Annotated in this window: 11 protein-coding genes and 2 pseudogenes; 1 reads left to right on the plus strand and 12 read right to left on the minus strand. The window is 55.0% G+C overall.

The annotated features are described in order from the left end of the window. Window positions 1–22: 22 nt before the first annotated feature. Complete coding sequence (gene senA / locus BCA33_RS10445; RefSeq protein ID WP_083394720.1) at window positions 23–1,378, plus strand: selenoneine synthase SenA; 1,356 nt, start codon at window positions 23–25, stop codon at window positions 1,376–1,378. A gap of 2 nt (window positions 1,379–1,380) precedes the next feature. Here the strand turns inward: senA and BCA33_RS10450 are convergent, their stop codons facing one another. The 12 genes and pseudogenes from BCA33_RS10450 to BCA33_RS10505 form a co-directional block, all read right to left on the minus strand. Further along, window positions 1,381–2,961, minus strand: a complete 1,581-nt coding sequence (locus tag BCA33_RS10450; RefSeq protein WP_071265624.1) for a cation:proton antiporter family protein — start codon at window positions 2,959–2,961, stop codon at window positions 1,381–1,383. Beyond that, on the minus strand, window positions 2,954–4,009 hold the full coding sequence (locus BCA33_RS10455; RefSeq protein WP_368087239.1) for an alpha/beta fold hydrolase: 1,056 nt from the start codon (window positions 4,007–4,009) through the stop codon (window positions 2,954–2,956). Before BCA33_RS10455 ends, BCA33_RS10450 begins: the two co-directional genes overlap by 8 nt. A gap of 108 nt (window positions 4,010–4,117) precedes the next feature. Next, a pseudogene (gene purD / locus BCA33_RS10460) lies at window positions 4,118–5,409 on the minus strand (phosphoribosylamine--glycine ligase). Between the two features lie 34 nt (window positions 5,410–5,443). Continuing rightward, window positions 5,444–7,024 carry a bifunctional phosphoribosylaminoimidazolecarboxamide formyltransferase/IMP cyclohydrolase gene (gene purH / locus BCA33_RS10465; RefSeq protein WP_071265626.1) on the minus strand — a complete coding sequence of 527 codons (1,581 nt, stop codon included), beginning with the start codon at window positions 7,022–7,024 and terminating at the stop codon, window positions 5,444–5,446. Between the two features lie 85 nt (window positions 7,025–7,109). Further along, entirely contained in the window at window positions 7,110–7,427 is a 318-nt protein-coding gene (gene fis / locus BCA33_RS10470; RefSeq protein WP_071265628.1) for a DNA-binding transcriptional regulator Fis, read from the minus strand. After that, window positions 7,424–8,419, minus strand: coding sequence for a tRNA dihydrouridine synthase DusB (gene dusB / locus BCA33_RS10475; protein WP_175469756.1), 996 nt, complete (start codon window positions 8,417–8,419; stop codon window positions 7,424–7,426). Before dusB ends, fis begins: the two co-directional genes overlap by 4 nt. A 227-nt stretch (window positions 8,420–8,646) precedes the next feature. Next, complete coding sequence (locus BCA33_RS10480) at window positions 8,647–9,834, minus strand: DUF3426 domain-containing protein (protein ID WP_071265632.1); 1,188 nt, start codon at window positions 9,832–9,834, stop codon at window positions 8,647–8,649. 62 nt (window positions 9,835–9,896) lie between these two features. Next, window positions 9,897–10,793 carry a 50S ribosomal protein L11 methyltransferase gene (gene prmA / locus BCA33_RS10485; RefSeq protein ID WP_071265634.1) on the minus strand — a complete coding sequence of 299 codons (897 nt, stop codon included), beginning with the start codon at window positions 10,791–10,793 and terminating at the stop codon, window positions 9,897–9,899. A 28-nt stretch (window positions 10,794–10,821) separates the two neighbouring features. Next, window positions 10,822–12,168: an acetyl-CoA carboxylase biotin carboxylase subunit gene (gene accC, locus BCA33_RS10490; protein WP_071265636.1), complete on the minus strand. Its 1,347-nt coding sequence runs from the start codon at window positions 12,166–12,168 to the stop codon at window positions 10,822–10,824. 18 nt (window positions 12,169–12,186) lie between these two features. Continuing rightward, window positions 12,187–12,648, minus strand: a complete 462-nt coding sequence (gene accB / locus BCA33_RS10495) for an acetyl-CoA carboxylase biotin carboxyl carrier protein (protein WP_071265638.1) — start codon at window positions 12,646–12,648, stop codon at window positions 12,187–12,189. Between the two features lie 26 nt (window positions 12,649–12,674). Next, a complete protein-coding gene (gene aroQ / locus BCA33_RS10500) occupies window positions 12,675–13,115 on the minus strand; it encodes a type II 3-dehydroquinate dehydratase (protein ID WP_071265694.1) in 441 nt (146 codons plus the stop codon). 263 nt (window positions 13,116–13,378) lie between these two features. Beyond that, window positions 13,379–14,991: pseudogene (locus tag BCA33_RS10505) on the minus strand (diguanylate cyclase). Between the last annotated feature and the right edge of the window lie 116 nt (window positions 14,992–15,107).

The following is a 15,107-nucleotide window of genomic DNA, read 5'->3' on the forward strand; positions in this document are numbered from 1 at the left end:
AGCCATGATGGAGGCAAAGCAGATGTATCGAGCTCAATTGCTGGCGGAGCTTGCGCTAACGCGAAAGCGAACGCGGGAACTCATCACATCATTGGACGAGCAACAGCTTGACGTGCCTTACCACCCTGGGGTGAATCCGCCGCTCTGGGAAATGGGTCATGCCGCTTTTTTCTATGAAGTATTCGTGTTCAGCCTATTGGATGGGGATGCCAGCTTTGATCCGTCCATGGACGACCTGTGGGATTCGTTCCACATTGATCATCAGGATCGCTGGCGCGGGGATCTGTTTCCCGGCCTTGAAAAGACGTTGGCTTATTTCGATCATGTTTACGACAAAATGGCGGAACGTATTGGGCGCACGCTACTGACAGATCGCGAGCTGTATCTGTGCCGTTACGCCATTTATCACCAGAATATGCATATAGAATCACTGGTGTGGTGTCGTCAGACCGCGGGTTACGCACCGCCGCCAGGAGCTAGCTTTGAGCGCCCGGCACCAGGTGAGTTGCAAGCCAGCCCATTGCAGGGTGATGCCGCGGTTCCCGCCGGCGAATGGTTGATTGGCATGCCGGGTGAGTCGGAGCAGTATGCGACTGAGGATTTTGCATTCGACGCCGAAAAACCACGCCATGCGGTAAGCCTGGGTGGGTTTGCGATTTCCCGATGCCTGGTTAGCAATCAGGAGTTCGTGGCCTTCTTGGAAGATGGCGGTTATCAAAAACCTGAACTGTGGTCGTTTGGTGGCCAGAAATGGCTGAGAACAGAAACGGACATGGCGCACGTGTGTGGGTCGGCAATCCCCTTACTGCAAACACCACAGCACCCGCTCTACTGGCGCTGGCACGAGGGTCAGTGGCAGGAGCGGTTGTTTGATCAATGGCAGCCGTTGAAGCTAGATGCGCCGGTAACCCATGTCAGCTATTGGGAGGCAGAAGCATACTGCTGTTGGGCGGGCCGGCGCCTACCTACCGAGCAGGAATGGGAAGCGGCGGCGCTTGGTAACAGGCTGGGTGAGCCGTTCCGGAGATACCCTTGGGGCAACGAGCTGCCAGACGATACGCATGCAGATATGAACGCTAGCGGCATGGCGCAGAACTCAGTGGCCGATTATCCGGCAGGCGACAGCCCTTTTGGCGGCCGGCAGATGATCGGCACGGTGTGGGAATGGACCAGCAGTCAGTTCCTGCCTTATGACGGGTTTCGCGTAGACATGTACCCGTTCATGTCTACGCTCCAGTTCGGGGATCATAAGGTTAGCCGTGGTGGCAGTTGTGCCACGTCGTCTTGCTTGATTCGCGGTACCTATCGGCAGGCATATCTGCCCCAGAGAACCGACGTGTATACCGGCTTTCGCACCTGCGCTTTAACCGAAAGTTAAGTTCAGCTCGCTTTGTCTGAAGCCAGTGCCGGTATTGCCGGAACTCTGTCCAGGAGGTGGCTGGCCAGCGCAACGCCGGTCTCGCTCATGGTGAGGTAGGCGTCATCGGCGCCGGCTTCGCAAATGCGCTCGGCTTCGTCAGCGTACATGGTGTGGGCAACAATGTAGCCGGTAAAGCCCAGTTTTCTTAGCATTCGCGCAGCGATCAGTTTGGCCTCTATATCACTCATGGCAAGGATAACGGCTTCCACGGCTGGCATATGTAGCGCTTCCCAGAAGGTGTTGTCTTCAGCATCGGCGTAGACAACGTTCCGCCCTTTTGCCTGGTGTCGTTGCACCTTGGGGAGGTCAGAATCCAGCGCCATGAGCCTTGCTTCTGACGTTTTCAGCCAGTCGTACGCTGCGGTCCCGGTGCGCCCCATTCCCATCACCAGAACGCGGGTGTCACCCAGAGAAATGGGCAGCTCATCCGGGTGGCGCTGTTGACTCTCGAAGGGCACAAGCCGGTGGCTCAAACGCTCGTAAAGTGGGTGAGCGAGCCGGTTCAACGGCGCCGAAATCAGAAACGACAGTGCCACGGTTATGGCTAAAGGTACCAGCCATTCCGGCAGTGCGATGCTGGCAACGATCAGCCCGAACTCGCTGTAGTTGGTGAGAGCCAGCGCGGTAAGAAAGCCGCTGCGGGCACGCAGGCGAAACAGCAGCATAAGGAAGAAGAACAGAATCCCCTTTATAGGCAGCACTAGAGCCGCCACAACGGCAAATATAATGGCATTTGTATCTGGCAGGCCGCCTATGCCGATTTGCAAAAAGAAGCCGACCAGAAAGATTTCCTTTACGCTCCACAGGGATTTTGCCAGCTCCTGGCTGCGAGGGTGATTGGCCAGAATGGCACCGAAAACCAGAGCGCCCAGCTCTGAACTAAGACCAACGGTTTCAAAGCCCATGCCTCCCAACACCAGTGCCAAAAGAAGGCCCAGAAGAACCAGCAGCTCGTCGTGCCCGCTGGCATCCAGAAGCTTGAACAGCAACGGCCGCAACAGTGGCAAGCCAAAGACAATCAACGCCCACTCTGAAGGTGTCTGGCCCGCAGCCAGGCTCATCACCAGTAAGGCAATCAAATCCTGCATAATCAGGATGCCGATGGACACCCGGCCGTGGAATGCTCTGAGCTCGCGTTTGTTCTCCAATACCTTTGCAGCTAACACAGTAGAGGAGAACGATAGGGCAACGGCTAACAGGAAGGCCACGTACCAGCTTATATCCAGCAGCAGGTAAAGGCCGGGCGTAAACACAAAGCAGGTGATGGCAAAATGCAGCAAGCTGCCGCCGATTACCTCTGGGCTGATAACCGACTTGAGTTTGAGCTTGAGGCCCACCGTAAACAGCATGAGCAATACGCCCAAATGGGCAATATGAGCCAGTACGGATGTGGGTTCTGCCGAAATACCGATAGACGGGCTGGCGGCGAGACCACTGAGCACGAAACCCGCCCCCAGATAGCCAACCAGCGGCGGTAGGCCTACGGCTTTTATCAGGAGGCCAAGGCCGAATGCAAAGGAAATCCAGATAGCTTCAGGCATGAGAGGTTCTTTCAGGCGAAACGGGTGACCTTCCGTGTAAGGCTACCTTGTTTCCCATGGTCGTTGAAGACAATAACGCCAGAACCTCGTGGCCGTTTGCGTCAGTTGGTGTTTGAAATGTGGGTTTTGGCAAATTCAAGGAACAGGCGTGCAGATTCTTCCGGCGCTCGATCATCGGTGCGTGGCCAATGCCGTCCATTACTTCCAGACGTGCATCGGGAATGATTTTCTGAAAAACGTCGCCGTTGCGGTAATCGAGAATGCGGTCTTCTTTGCCCCAGATTATGAGCGTCGGATCTTCAATATTTTTAATGATGTTGCGAAACTCCGATTTGAAACCCGCCTCCTGTATGGCGGCGAAAATCACCTTGTTCACGGCTTGATTGGCAATGGCTTGCTCTTCCATAACACCCAGGATCGGCCAGGGAACAAAGGGCTTTTCCTCCAAGGCAAAATCCATCAACCGCTCGAAATCCCCCGGCTTACTCGGAATGAGAGGGTTGTCACCTGCAAGTACCATATCGACCATCTCGCTTTCGTACTCAAGAATGCCTGCCGGGTCGAACAGCACAGCAGTTTTGATCTGTTTCGGGTACGTAGCGGCGTAAAGGGCAGTAATGCCGCCGCCCATGGAGTTGCCCATCATGTGCATCTCATTGATACCTAAAGCCTCGATAATGCGGGCAAGGTGACCAACCTGTTGTTCCAAACTGTATCCCAAATCTAGCGGTTTGCTGCTCTCGCCGTGGCCAGGAAGATCTATGGCATAAACGTTGAAATCATCAGTGAGCTCGCGGGCGATTCGAGTCCAGTTATCCTTGTTGGCTCCAAACCCGTGAACCAGAACAATGGTGTCGCCGTTGTTGGCTTTGGTGTTTCGCAAGTAAGCGATGTTCAGCTCACCCACGGTAATGCTGGTCGCTTCCAAACCTGCGGCAGAGCGCTCCAGGCTGATGGCCGTTTCGTATATGCCGTGTCGGGAACAGGCGCTTACAAGCAGAATGGAGATAAGTAGAAAAATAGCGGTGATGGGCAATTTTTGCAGCATTCGGGCGGTTCCTGGCTGTTTTGTGTTTTACGCCCATTGGGCGAATGCGCATACAGTACTCTATAAAAAAGCCCGGTCATTGGCCGGGCTTTAGCTTGCAGAGCGTCGTTACGATTTTTCCCGGGCAATGGCCCGATACGCAATGTCGTTGCGATAAAACACGCCATCCCAGCGTATTTTTTTGGCAAGTGTATAAGCTCGCTGCTGGGCTTCAGTTACTGTGTTGCCCAATGCCGTTGCGCAGAGCACTCGTCCGCCACTGGTGACCGCCCCGTTGCCGTCTGGCCCCAACTTGGTGCCCGCATGGAAGGCTTTCTCGCCTTCGGTGTCTGTGTGCGGCAGGCCGGAAATAACATCGCCCTTGTTGTAGCTGCCAGGGTAGCCACCTGCGGCCAATACAATGCCGACTGCGGCGCGCTCGTCCCAGTCGGAGCTGCATTGATCCAGCTTGCCATCAATGGCCGCCTGACACAGCTCAACAATGTCTGACTTCATGCGAAGCAGGATGGGCTGAGTCTCCGGATCACCAAAGCGGCAATTGAATTCGATAACCTTGGGTGCTCCGGTGGTGTCTATCATCAAGCCGGCGTAAAGGAACCCCTTGTAGAGATGGCCTTCAGCCGCCATGCCACGCACTGTTGGGTAAATGACTTCATCCATAATGCGCTTGTGCACGTCAGCGGTCACCACAGGGGCAGGAGAGTAGGCTCCCATGCCGCCGGTGTTAGGGCCAGTATCTCCGTCGCCTACGCGCTTATGATCCTGTGAAGTGGCCATGGGCAGAACATGCTCACCATCCACCATTACAATAAAGCTGGCCTCCTCGCCGTCAAGGAATTCCTCAACCACAACACGGCTGCCAGCATCGCCAAAGGCGTTGCCTGCGAGCATGTCGCGGATGGCGTTTTCGGCTTCTTCGAGGGTCATGGCCACGATAACGCCTTTGCCCGCGGCAAGGCCGTCAGCTTTGACCACAATAGGCGCGCCTTGTTCACGAACGTATGCCAGGGCTTCGTCTACGTTCGTGAAGTTGCCGTAGCCGGCCGTAGGGATGTTCTGGCGCGCGAGGAAGTCCTTGGTGAAGGCTTTGGAGCCTTCCAGTTGCGCGGCTTCGGCACTGGGGCCGAATACACGCAGACCGCGCTCTTCAAAGAGATCCACAATGCCGGCCACAAGAGGTGCTTCCGGACCAACAATGGTCAGGCCAACGTTGTTCTCGCTGGCAAAGGTAGCCAGGCCTTCAAGATCGAGCACGTCTATGTTGACGTTCTGCACGCCCGGCTCGTGGGCAGTACCTGCGTTGCCGGGCGCACGAATACGGTGCCCGCATTCGGGGACTGGGCTGCTTTCCAGGCCAGAGCGTGTTCGCGCCCGCCGCTGCCGATTACCAGAATGTTCATATCTCGCTACCCTATACGTTTATAACGTGTCGTATCAGTGCCGGAAATGGCGCATGCCGGTGAAGACCATGGCAATGCCGTGTTCGTTGGCGGCATCGATCACCTCCTGATCCCGCATGGAGCCGCCTGGCTGTATCACCGCAGTAATACCGGCCGCAGCGGCTGCGTCAATGCCATCCCGGAACGGGAAGAAGGCATCAGAAGCCATTACTGAGCCTTTCACTTCCAGGTTTTCATCGGCGGCCTTGATGCCAGCAATCCGGGCGCTGTAAACGCGGCTCATTTGGCCTGCGCCAACACCAATTGTGCGGCCTGAACGGGCATAAACAATGGCGTTGGATTTCACGTATTTTGCCACTTCCCAGGCAAACAGCAGGTCGTTCAGTTCGTGCTCGGTTGGCTGGCGGGTGGTCACCACTTTTACGTCGGCCATGGCCACCATGCCCAGGTCACGATCCTGTACCAGTAGGCCGCCGGTTACGCGCTTGTAGTCCATGGACTGGGCGCGCTCGCCGTTGAGATCGCCGCAGGCCAGCAGGCGTACATTCTTTTTCGCGCTGACCAGCTTCACTGCCTCCGGTGCGATGGAGGGTGCAATAATAACTTCCACGAACTGGCGATCAATAATGGCCTTGGCGGTTTCGGCGTCCAGCTCCCGGTTGAAGGCAATAATGCCGCCGAAAGCCGAGGTGGGGTCGGTTGCAAAGGCCAGGTCATAGGCCTGGTGAATATCCGACCCAATTGCTACGCCGCAGGGGTTGGCGTGCTTGACGATTACGCAGGCGGGGTCCGCAAACGGCTTCACGCATTCCAAGGCAGCGTCGGTGTCCGCCACGTTGTTGTAGGACAGCTCCTTGCCTTGAAGTTGCTTTGCCGTGGCCACGCAGGCTTCTTTCGGGTTGCGCTCCGCGTAGAAAGCCGCGCGCTGGTGCGGATTTTCGCCGTAACGCATGTCCTGAACTTTTACGTACTGGCTGTTAAAGGTGCGCGGGAAATCGGCGTTGTTGTTGTCAGCGGTGCGGCCACCCAGGTAGTTGGCAATGGCGCCATCGTAGCCTGCGGTATGCTCGAATGCCTTTACTGCCAGATCAAACCGGGTGCTGTGGCTCAGCTGGCCATCGTTGTCTTCCAGTTCTTTCAGAACCAGGCTGTAATCTGAGGCATTGACCACAATGGCGACATCGTTGTGGTTTTTGGCCGCAGCGCGAACCATGGTTGGGCCGCCGATATCAATGTTTTCAATAGCGGTAGCAAGATCGCAGTCGGGGTTGGCGACGGTGGATTCGAATGGGTACAGGTTCACCACAACCATATCAATGGGGTTGATGCCGTGCTCGCCCATGATGGCATCGTCTGTGCCCCGGCGGCCCAGAATGCCGCCGTGGATTTTCGGGTGCAGGGTTTTTACCCGGCCATCCATCATCTCGGGAAACCCGGTGTAGTCAGAGACTTCGGTAACGAGAACGCGGTTTTCCTTAAGGAGCCGAAAGGTGCCTCCGGTGGAAAGCAGCTCGATACCGCGATCGGTCAGGGCGCGCCCAAACTCAACAATGCCGGATTTATCACTGACACTGATCAGTGCGCGACGGACGGGGGTATTAGCCTGGTTTGCCATGGGGTTATATTCTTCACTTGGGGTGAACGAATAAGGGCCTCGCGAAGGGTATCCGGGAGGCCCTCTTCAAGTCAGGATGTCTCGATTATAGCAGGCCGTACTGCTTCAGCTTTTTGCGCAAGGTCCCGCGATTCAGGCCGAGCATGGTGGATGCCTTGGTCTGGTTGTTGCGGGTGTACTTCATTACCTGTTCCAGCAGAGGTGCTTCCACTTCGGAAAGTACCAGTTGGTAGACTTCAGTAACGGGCGCTCCATCAAGCTGGGCAAAGTAGTTTTTCAGAGCCACTTCAACGTTATCTCGCAGGGTAACGGTGTTGCCGCTGCTGTTCACCGTTTGTAGCTGGTGAATATCATCGTTGGCCGGGGTGTTCAGTGTGTTGTTTGCCAAAGTCTCAGCGGTCATGCTGCGAATTCCTCTCCATTTCGTAAACCTGAAAAATACTGTCGGATACTGTTTTTCTGCTCCACCGCGCTGTTGAGCACGTTGAAGCGACTGCGGAACTGTTTGTCCGGGTCGTGGGACTGCAAGTACCAACCCACGTGTTTTCTGGCAATACGCACGCCCATGAGCTCGCCGTAAAAGCTGTGCAGGGCGCCTAGGTGTTCGCTTAAAATCTGTTCCACTTCGCTCAATGGAGGCGCCGGCAAGTGCCGACCGGTTTCAAGGAAATGTAGAATTTCCCGAAAAATCCATGGGCTGCCTTGAGCGGCGCGACCTATAAGCAGGCCATCGGCGCCGGTATGCTCAAGCACCATGCGGGCTTTCTCCGGCGATGTGATGTCGCCATTGGCGAAAACCGGAATGCCAACGCTGGCTTTGATCTGTGCAATGGTGTCGTATTCTGCCTCGCCGTTGTACTTGTCGGCGCGGGTACGACCATGAATCGCCAAAGCCTGAATGCCACTATCTTCGGCCATACGGGCGATGGTAAGCGCGTTGCGATTGTCCTGATCCCAACCAGTACGCATTTTCAGCGTAACGGGGACATCAACGGCACTGACTACAGCATTCAATATGTCTCGAACCAGGCTTTCATCCTTCATCAGCGCTGAACCAGCCGCCTTGTTGCATACTTTTTTCGCCGGACAACCCATATTGATGTCAATAATCTGGGCGCCAGATTCGGCATTAAGGCGGGCCGCGTTGGCCAGCATTTCCGGGTCACCGCCAGCAATCTGCACCGATCTCGGTTCAGGCTCTCCGGCATGATCCATACGGGATCTGGATTTGCGCGTATGCCAGAGCTTGCTATCTGCTATGACCATTTCCGACACCGCCAGGCCCGCGCCCATTTTGCGGCAGAGTAGCCGAAAGGGGCGGTCTGTTACACCTGCCATGGGCGCAACAATCAGCGAGTTGGGCAGTGTGTACGGCCCGATTTTTGCCGTTGGCAACATGGTTTGAACCCGTATCACAGCAGAGTAAGCAAAAGTCGGAGCGGTGCGGCTGTTTAATAAATGACCGATGCCGATTCCGAAGGGCGCTAATGATACCGCCGGGGGCCCTTTGATTGAAGGGGCAAAGGGGCTAAAAAACTGATTATTTTTCGCTCTTTCTGGTTGACTTTTGTGCGATGTGGTGGGGGTTGGTGTGTCTGCCGGGTGGTCACCGGCAGACAGTTTCAGGGCGCGTAGGGTCGGAAAATTATGTTGTAATTCACAGCGTCGCGGCCCGGGTCGCGAATGCGGATCGCAATGCGAACGGGCGTTTCCACGGGCATGATGTCGAGCTCGTTGGCCTCGCCAGCCAGGTATTCCGACGGCGTGAAAACACTCTGGGCTACAACATCTCCATTCAGGTTGGAGAAAGTCAGGGCGATGGCAGGAAAGGGTTGCTGAAAATCTGCCCGGTTAATGATGACTGCATCTACAACCAATTGGCTACGATTTTCCGGATCAGTGCGCACCACAAGCTTTCGGCTCTGAATGGCATCAACGTTGATCAGAGGTCTCAGTTCGCAGCCTGCCAGTGCACAGCCCTTTTCATAAAAGGGTCGTAGCTCTGGTATGGCCGATAACCGGTCAAACTGGAACCAGGTGACTTGCGCAATCAGAACACCGAAAAGGCCAAGCACAATGACTGACCAAACCAGGGTGCGTAGCCAGCTTTTGTTGTTTCTGCCCACGGATACAGGGTCGTGCCTGAGGTCACCAAACGGGGTATTCGCGGTGAAAGGTTCTTCCTGGTTTCGGTTTTCATTCACGGGTTCAGGCCCGTGGTCGCTGGCAAAAGACTCAAACTCCGGGTTCGGTTGCTGGTCAATGTAAAAGCCTTGTGGGTCTTCTTTGGGGGGCTCACTGGGGCTTTTATTGGCTTCGGAGGCGCCAGAATTAGAGGGCTCGGGCTCGGGCTCGGGCTCGGGCTCGGGCTCGGGCTCAGATTCTGGCTCGGGTGCTATTTTCGTGGGAGCGACATCTTCCTGAAGAATCGCTTCGGCCCAGCTCTCATCGATATCGGCGTCGTCTGTTTCATCCTGTGTGGAATGATCCTTGTCGTCGAAGCTGCGAAAACTGTCGCTCAGCTCGTCATCCGAGAACGTTAGCTTTGTACCGGTATATCGGCTTTCCTGGGCGTCTTCTTCAGGGTTATCCGCAAAGATGAAGTCCTCTTCCGTGTTGTCGCCGCTTAAACTGGAGCTGGTTGCAGGTTGCGCAGGGGGGTCGACTTGCACCCGATGCTCGACCGCATTGAAAACCTCCATGCAGTGGCCGCAGCGCACCTTGCCCCTGGCAATGCCAAGCTGTTCATCGGTAACCCGGAAGCGGGTGCGACATTTGGGGCACTGGGTCTGCAGGCTACTCTGGGTCATGCTTCGTTCCTGAAAGCGACTGAACTAGGAGTCAGAGAGTTTAGTTGTTAAGACAGCCTTCGTCATCTGTCGTTACGCCGACCTGTGAGACGTATCCATTCTTCACGTTGCTCCGGTTCGTCCATAATAAACCAGGGTTCGTAGGCAACCATCACCTCACGGGCCTGATTAGACAGAATACCTGAAAGCACCAGGTCACCTCCTGGCTTTGTGAGCGCTGCGAGGTGCGGTGCCAAGCCAATCAGTGGCTGCGCGAGAATGTTCGCCAGCATGACATCGGCTTTGGTGTTTGGTTCGTCTTTTGGTAGATAGAGATCAAGCTTAGCCTGATTCACCCCATTGCGGCGTGCATTCTCGCGACTAGCTTCCAGCGCCTGGGGGTCGGTGTCTACGCCAACCACATGGTCCGCGCCCAGTAGCAGAGCCGCCAGGCCAAGTATGCCGGAGCCGCAGCCATAGTCTGTAACCTGTTTGCCTTGAACATCCTGCCCATCCAACCATTCCAGGCACAACGCGGTGGTGGCGTGGGTGCCGGTTCCGAAGGCTAGCCCTGGGTCCAGCATCAGGTTCGCCGCATCTGGGTCGGGCGCGTCGGCCCAACTGGGTACTATCCAAAGGCGCTCGCCGAACTGCAGTGGATGAAAATCGTCCATCCAGGCCCGTTCCCAGTCTTTGTCTTCAACCAAGGTTACGTCAATGTCTGCCAGGGATTGCTGGGTTTGCTGGTGCCAGGCGTTGCGCACGTCGGTGCACAGCTGGTCAATGTCCCGGTCTGACTGAAATAGCCCAGTAACGGTAGTCTGGCTCCACAAGGGTGTGGTTCCAGGGTCCGGCTCGTAGAGCGGCTGATCTGCGGCATCTTCCATGGAAACGGCGTCGGCACCCATCTCCATAAGCAGATCCTCCAACTGATCCGCGGTGTCGGGATCAGCTGGAATCTGAAGTTGTATCCAGGGCATAAGTCTTCCTGCATTGCGATGCAGGGTGTTAGTCCCGCATCAATTTTTCAAGGTAGTGGATGGTGAAGTCTACCGTTTTAAAGCCGCCGTCGCGCACCAGTTTCCGATGTAAAGACTGATTGGTTTTAATTCCATCAACCAACAGTTCGTCCAGAGCGTTTTTCATGCGCCGCCGGGCTATCTGCCGATCATCACCCCAAGTGATTAACTTGGCGATCAGAGAGTCATAAAACGGAGGTACCGTATAACCACTGTAAATGTGTGAATCCACTCGCACGCCGTAACCGCCAGGGGCGTGAAAATGTTTCACTTTACCAGGGCTGGGTACAAAGGTTGCCGGATCTTCCGCGTTGATGCGGCACTCCATAGCATGACCCGTGATGTGAATGTCTTCCTGCGTGTATTGCAGTGGTAGGCCGCTGGCAATGCGCAGCTGTTCGCGAACGATATCAACACCGGTAACCATTTCGGAGACTGGGTGCTCTACTTGCACTCGCGTGTTCATTTCAATGAAAAAGAACTCGCTGTCTTGATACAGGAACTCGAAGGTGCCAGCACCGACGTAACCGATTGCTTTGCACGCATCCACGCAGGCTTTGAGTGTGCGCTCGCGGGCTTCCGGATCAATATTCGGGGCCGGAGCTTCTTCAATGACTTTCTGGTTTCGGCGCTGCATGGAGCAGTCGCGGTCACCCAGATGGATGCAGTTGCCGTGCATATCGGCCAATACCTGAACTTCCACGTGGCGCGGGGCTTCCAGGAACTTTTCCAGATAAACCGTAGGGTCGCCAAAGGCATTCCGGGCTTCAGACTGGGTAATCTGTACGGCCTTGAGCAGAGCTGCTTCGGAATGAACCACCTGCATGCCTCGACCACCGCCGCCAGAGGCTGCCTTGATCATCACCGGATAGCCGATTTTGCGGGCAACCTGCAAAGTGCGCTCGTCGTCCTCGGTTAGCGGGCCGTCGGAACCCGGCACGGTAGGTACGCCGGCGCGAATCATCGCGTTAATGGCTGAGACTTTATTGCCCATCAGGCGAATGGTCTCAGCTCTTGGGCCGATAAAGCGGAAGCCGCTTTTCTCAACTTGTTCGGCGAAATCGGCGTTTTCCGCAAGGAAACCGTAGCCTGGGTGGATGCCAACGGAATCGGTTACTTCAGCGGCGCTGATAATGGCTGGAATGTTCAGGTAACTTTCCAGAGGACTGTTGGGGCCGATACATACGGATTCATCAGCCAGGCGCACGTGCATCAAATCGCGGTCCACCTGAGAGTGAACTGCTACGGTCTTAATGCCGAGCTCTTTACATGCACGCAAAATACGAAGGGCTATTTCACCCCGGTTTGCGATCAGAACTTTTTCTAACATGGCCATGAGTAGCTATCACCGGGTTCAGGAAATGATTAACAGCGGCTGGTCAAACTCTACTGGCTGACCGTTCTCTACCAGAATTTCTGTAACTGTGCCGCTCTTGTCGACCTCAATCTGATTCATCATTTTCATGGCTTCAACAATGCAGACAACCTCTCCGGCTTTAACCGATTGACCTACTTCGACAAACATCTCGGCGGTAGGAGAGGGGGCTCGATAAAATGTGCCTACCATGGGGGAGCGCAGGGCATGCCCGTTCAGAACGGGTTGTTTTGAGCTATCTTCCTGAACCGGGCCCGGGGTTTCCGGGGCCTGAGCTGATTGAGGCATAGGGGGCGGTGCATAGTGGCTCATGTACTGGGCAGCAGCTTGCTCACGACGGCGGGAGATGCGCACGGAATCATCACCCTCGTGAATCTCAAGCTCTTCGACGTCAGACTCCTCGAGCAGTTCGATCAGTTTTTTAATCTTGCGAATATCCATAGTCAATCCAGTCCCGTTTTTCAGGTCTATCGGTGAATTCGTTGCATGGCGGCCTGGAGTGCGAGTTCGTACCCCTGGCTGCCTAGTCCGCAGATAACGCCCTCGGCGATATCAGAAAAATACGAGTGATGGCGGAACGCCTCTCGCGCATGCACATTGGAAAGATGCACTTCTATAAAGGGAATTTCTGAGGCTAATATGGCGTCCCGCAAAGCAACGCTGGTGTGTGTGAAGGCCGCAGGATTGATGATTATGAAATCGACCCCTTCAGCTCGGGCTTCGTGAATCCGTTCAATCAGTTCATATTCAGCGTTTGACTGCATATGCAGCAGGTGGTGACTGTGCTCAGCCGCCTTCTCCCGTAGCCGTTCATCAATATCTGCCAGCGTCTCGTGGCCATAAACCTCCGGCTCGCGGATTCCGAGCATGTTCAGGTTGGGGCCATGGAGCATGAGAATTGTAGACATGATTTCGTCTGCCTTTATAACTTTAATAACAGGTTCGCCGAAAATAACGACATTTTCCACCCATAGTGTGTGCTTTTATTTCTCAGATCAACACTTTTTGACAATGTTATCTGTTGTCGACTGACGTAACAAAAGACCAGAAGAATAGAAAAAGATCTTTCCATTGGTGGCATTCATTGTCGTAAACCGCAGAGGGGACTTCTATACGACGATGGTTTCATACAGGCAGCTGTGGAAGCCGCCCGGTTGGTTATCGCTGTCTGTCAGTTGTCAGCAAGTGTGACGCAGTTGCGGCCCTGTTCTTTGGAGACATAAAGCGCTCGATCGGCATTCTCACACAGAGTCTGGGACGAGTTGTTGTCCCAGGCGGCCACGCCACAGCTAAAGGTAACATTGAACTCTCTGTCGCCCGCGGGTTGCTGAAGCTCTGAGAAGCGCTCGCGGATCTCGTTAAGAACATTGCGGGCATCACTGAGCCGGGTGTTGGGAAGGATAATCGCAAACTCTTCGCCGCCGTAGCGGCCTATGTGGTCGGTTTTTCGCAGGCGCTGTTTAAGAAACATTGAGAGGCTGCGAAGCACGCGATCGCCAATGGGGTGGCCAAAGGTATCGTTTACCTTCTTGAAATAGTCTATATCGATCATCGCAAAGCACAGGGGCTGATTTTTTTGTCGAGCTCGAACGATTTCCTGGTCCAGCAGATACAGCGTGTGTGTATGGTTGTACAGCCCAGTGAGGCTGTCACGGATCATCAGGCCAACAGAGAGCGCGCCCGCCGGCCCCGGTTGTGAAGCGTTGCAATCAGGTGCTTTGGGTCAATGGGTTTGGTCAAAAAGTCATCGCCACCCAGGCTCATGGCGTGCAGCTGCTTGGTAACATCTTCCTCAGCTGAGAGATAGATGATTGGCACGCTATGAAATCTATCTTGCTGGCGGATCACCCGGGCGATCTCCATGCCCGTGCACCCTGGCATGTACATGTCGAGAATAATGATTTCGGGGGAGAACATATCCAGTGCGTGGATGATTTCCATAGGGTCGGTAATGACGTGTGCAGTCATGCCCGCCTTTTTCAGAACCGTTTCCATAAATTTTGCTTGTGCTCTGGAGTCATCCAGCACAAGTACCCGGTAAGGCTCAACGGTGTTTCCGTGGGTATAGGTTTCGATTTTCTCGATCAGCTGGCCTGGATCAACCGCCGGGTAGAAAAACTCTTCGCCGCCGCACCGAGATGCGCGCAGGCGGGTCTGGATAGATCCGTCTTCGTCGCTCATGAAAATAATCGGAACGGGCGTGTCGTGTCGTTCTTGCAGGCGCTCGATGGTCGCGATGCCTGCATTCTGGCCGCTGCCAAAATTTACATCCATCAGTATGGTTTCAGGCTTATGCAAAGCGCAGGCTTCGGTAAGCTCTTCAGCAGAGTTGAAGGCTGACGCACGGAACCCAAAAAATTCAAGCTGACGGATTAGCCGATTCGCCATCTCTTCGTTTGCGAGTGCGATATAAACAGGGGTGCGCCGGAACTGATGTGGTGTTTCGGTATTGCTGTGATCCGTTCGCCGCAGGGTGTTGCGCGCAAGTGCATCCACAGCATCCTGAAGTTGTCGCTTGGTGGCGTCATCTATGGGCGCATTAGCTGGCCAATGGCGGGTAAGTTCGAGAATCTTGTGGCCGGATTCTGCGTGGCCTTGCATCTCGAACCTTTGGGCATAGCGCACCAGTTTATCGGAAGCGGTCATAAGCTCTTCACGGTGAGCGGTAAACGAATCGCTGCTGCCGTGAATTTTCTGCCAGGTATCCAAAACTATCCGTGCTTGGGTTGTTACGCGGCGTGCAAAGTGCTGCCTGAGTTTTTCTTTCTGGCTTGCGTCGCTCATTGGGCTCCGGCCTGTCTTTTTTCGTTATGGGCCGTCCTTTACGGTGTGGACGATTTTCCCAACCTTAATCTGTTTTCGGAGTCTATAGTGTTTCGAGTTGTGGGCGTAGGTTGCAC

This window comes from Marinobacter sp. AC-23, assembly GCF_001858325.1.
Classification (GTDB): domain Bacteria; phylum Pseudomonadota; class Gammaproteobacteria; order Pseudomonadales; family Oleiphilaceae; genus Marinobacter.

What these genes read in the sequence shown, in the direction of transcription:
- senA (WP_083394720.1), top strand. Translation starts at nt 23, where the DNA reads ATGTATCGAGCTCAATTGCTGGCGGAGCTTGCGCTAACGCGAAAGCGA.
- BCA33_RS10450 (WP_071265624.1), bottom strand. Translation starts at nt 2,961, where the DNA reads ATGCCTGAAGCTATCTGGATTTCCTTTGCATTCGGCCTTGGCCTCCTG.
- BCA33_RS10455 (WP_368087239.1), bottom strand. Translation starts at nt 4,009, where the DNA reads ATGCTGCAAAAATTGCCCATCACCGCTATTTTTCTACTTATCTCCATT.
- purH (WP_071265626.1), bottom strand. Translation starts at nt 7,024, where the DNA reads ATGGCAAACCAGGCTAATACCCCCGTCCGTCGCGCACTGATCAGTGTC.
- fis (WP_071265628.1), bottom strand. Translation starts at nt 7,427, where the DNA reads ATGACCGCTGAGACTTTGGCAAACAACACACTGAACACCCCGGCCAAC.
- BCA33_RS10480 (WP_071265632.1), bottom strand. Translation starts at nt 9,834, where the DNA reads ATGACCCAGAGTAGCCTGCAGACCCAGTGCCCCAAATGTCGCACCCGC.
- prmA (WP_071265634.1), bottom strand. Translation starts at nt 10,793, where the DNA reads ATGCCCTGGATACAACTTCAGATTCCAGCTGATCCCGACACCGCGGAT.
- accC (WP_071265636.1), bottom strand. Translation starts at nt 12,168, where the DNA reads ATGGCCATGTTAGAAAAAGTTCTGATCGCAAACCGGGGTGAAATAGCC.
- accB (WP_071265638.1), bottom strand. Translation starts at nt 12,648, where the DNA reads ATGGATATTCGCAAGATTAAAAAACTGATCGAACTGCTCGAGGAGTCT.
- aroQ (WP_071265694.1), bottom strand. Translation starts at nt 13,115, where the DNA reads ATGTCTACAATTCTCATGCTCCATGGCCCCAACCTGAACATGCTCGGA.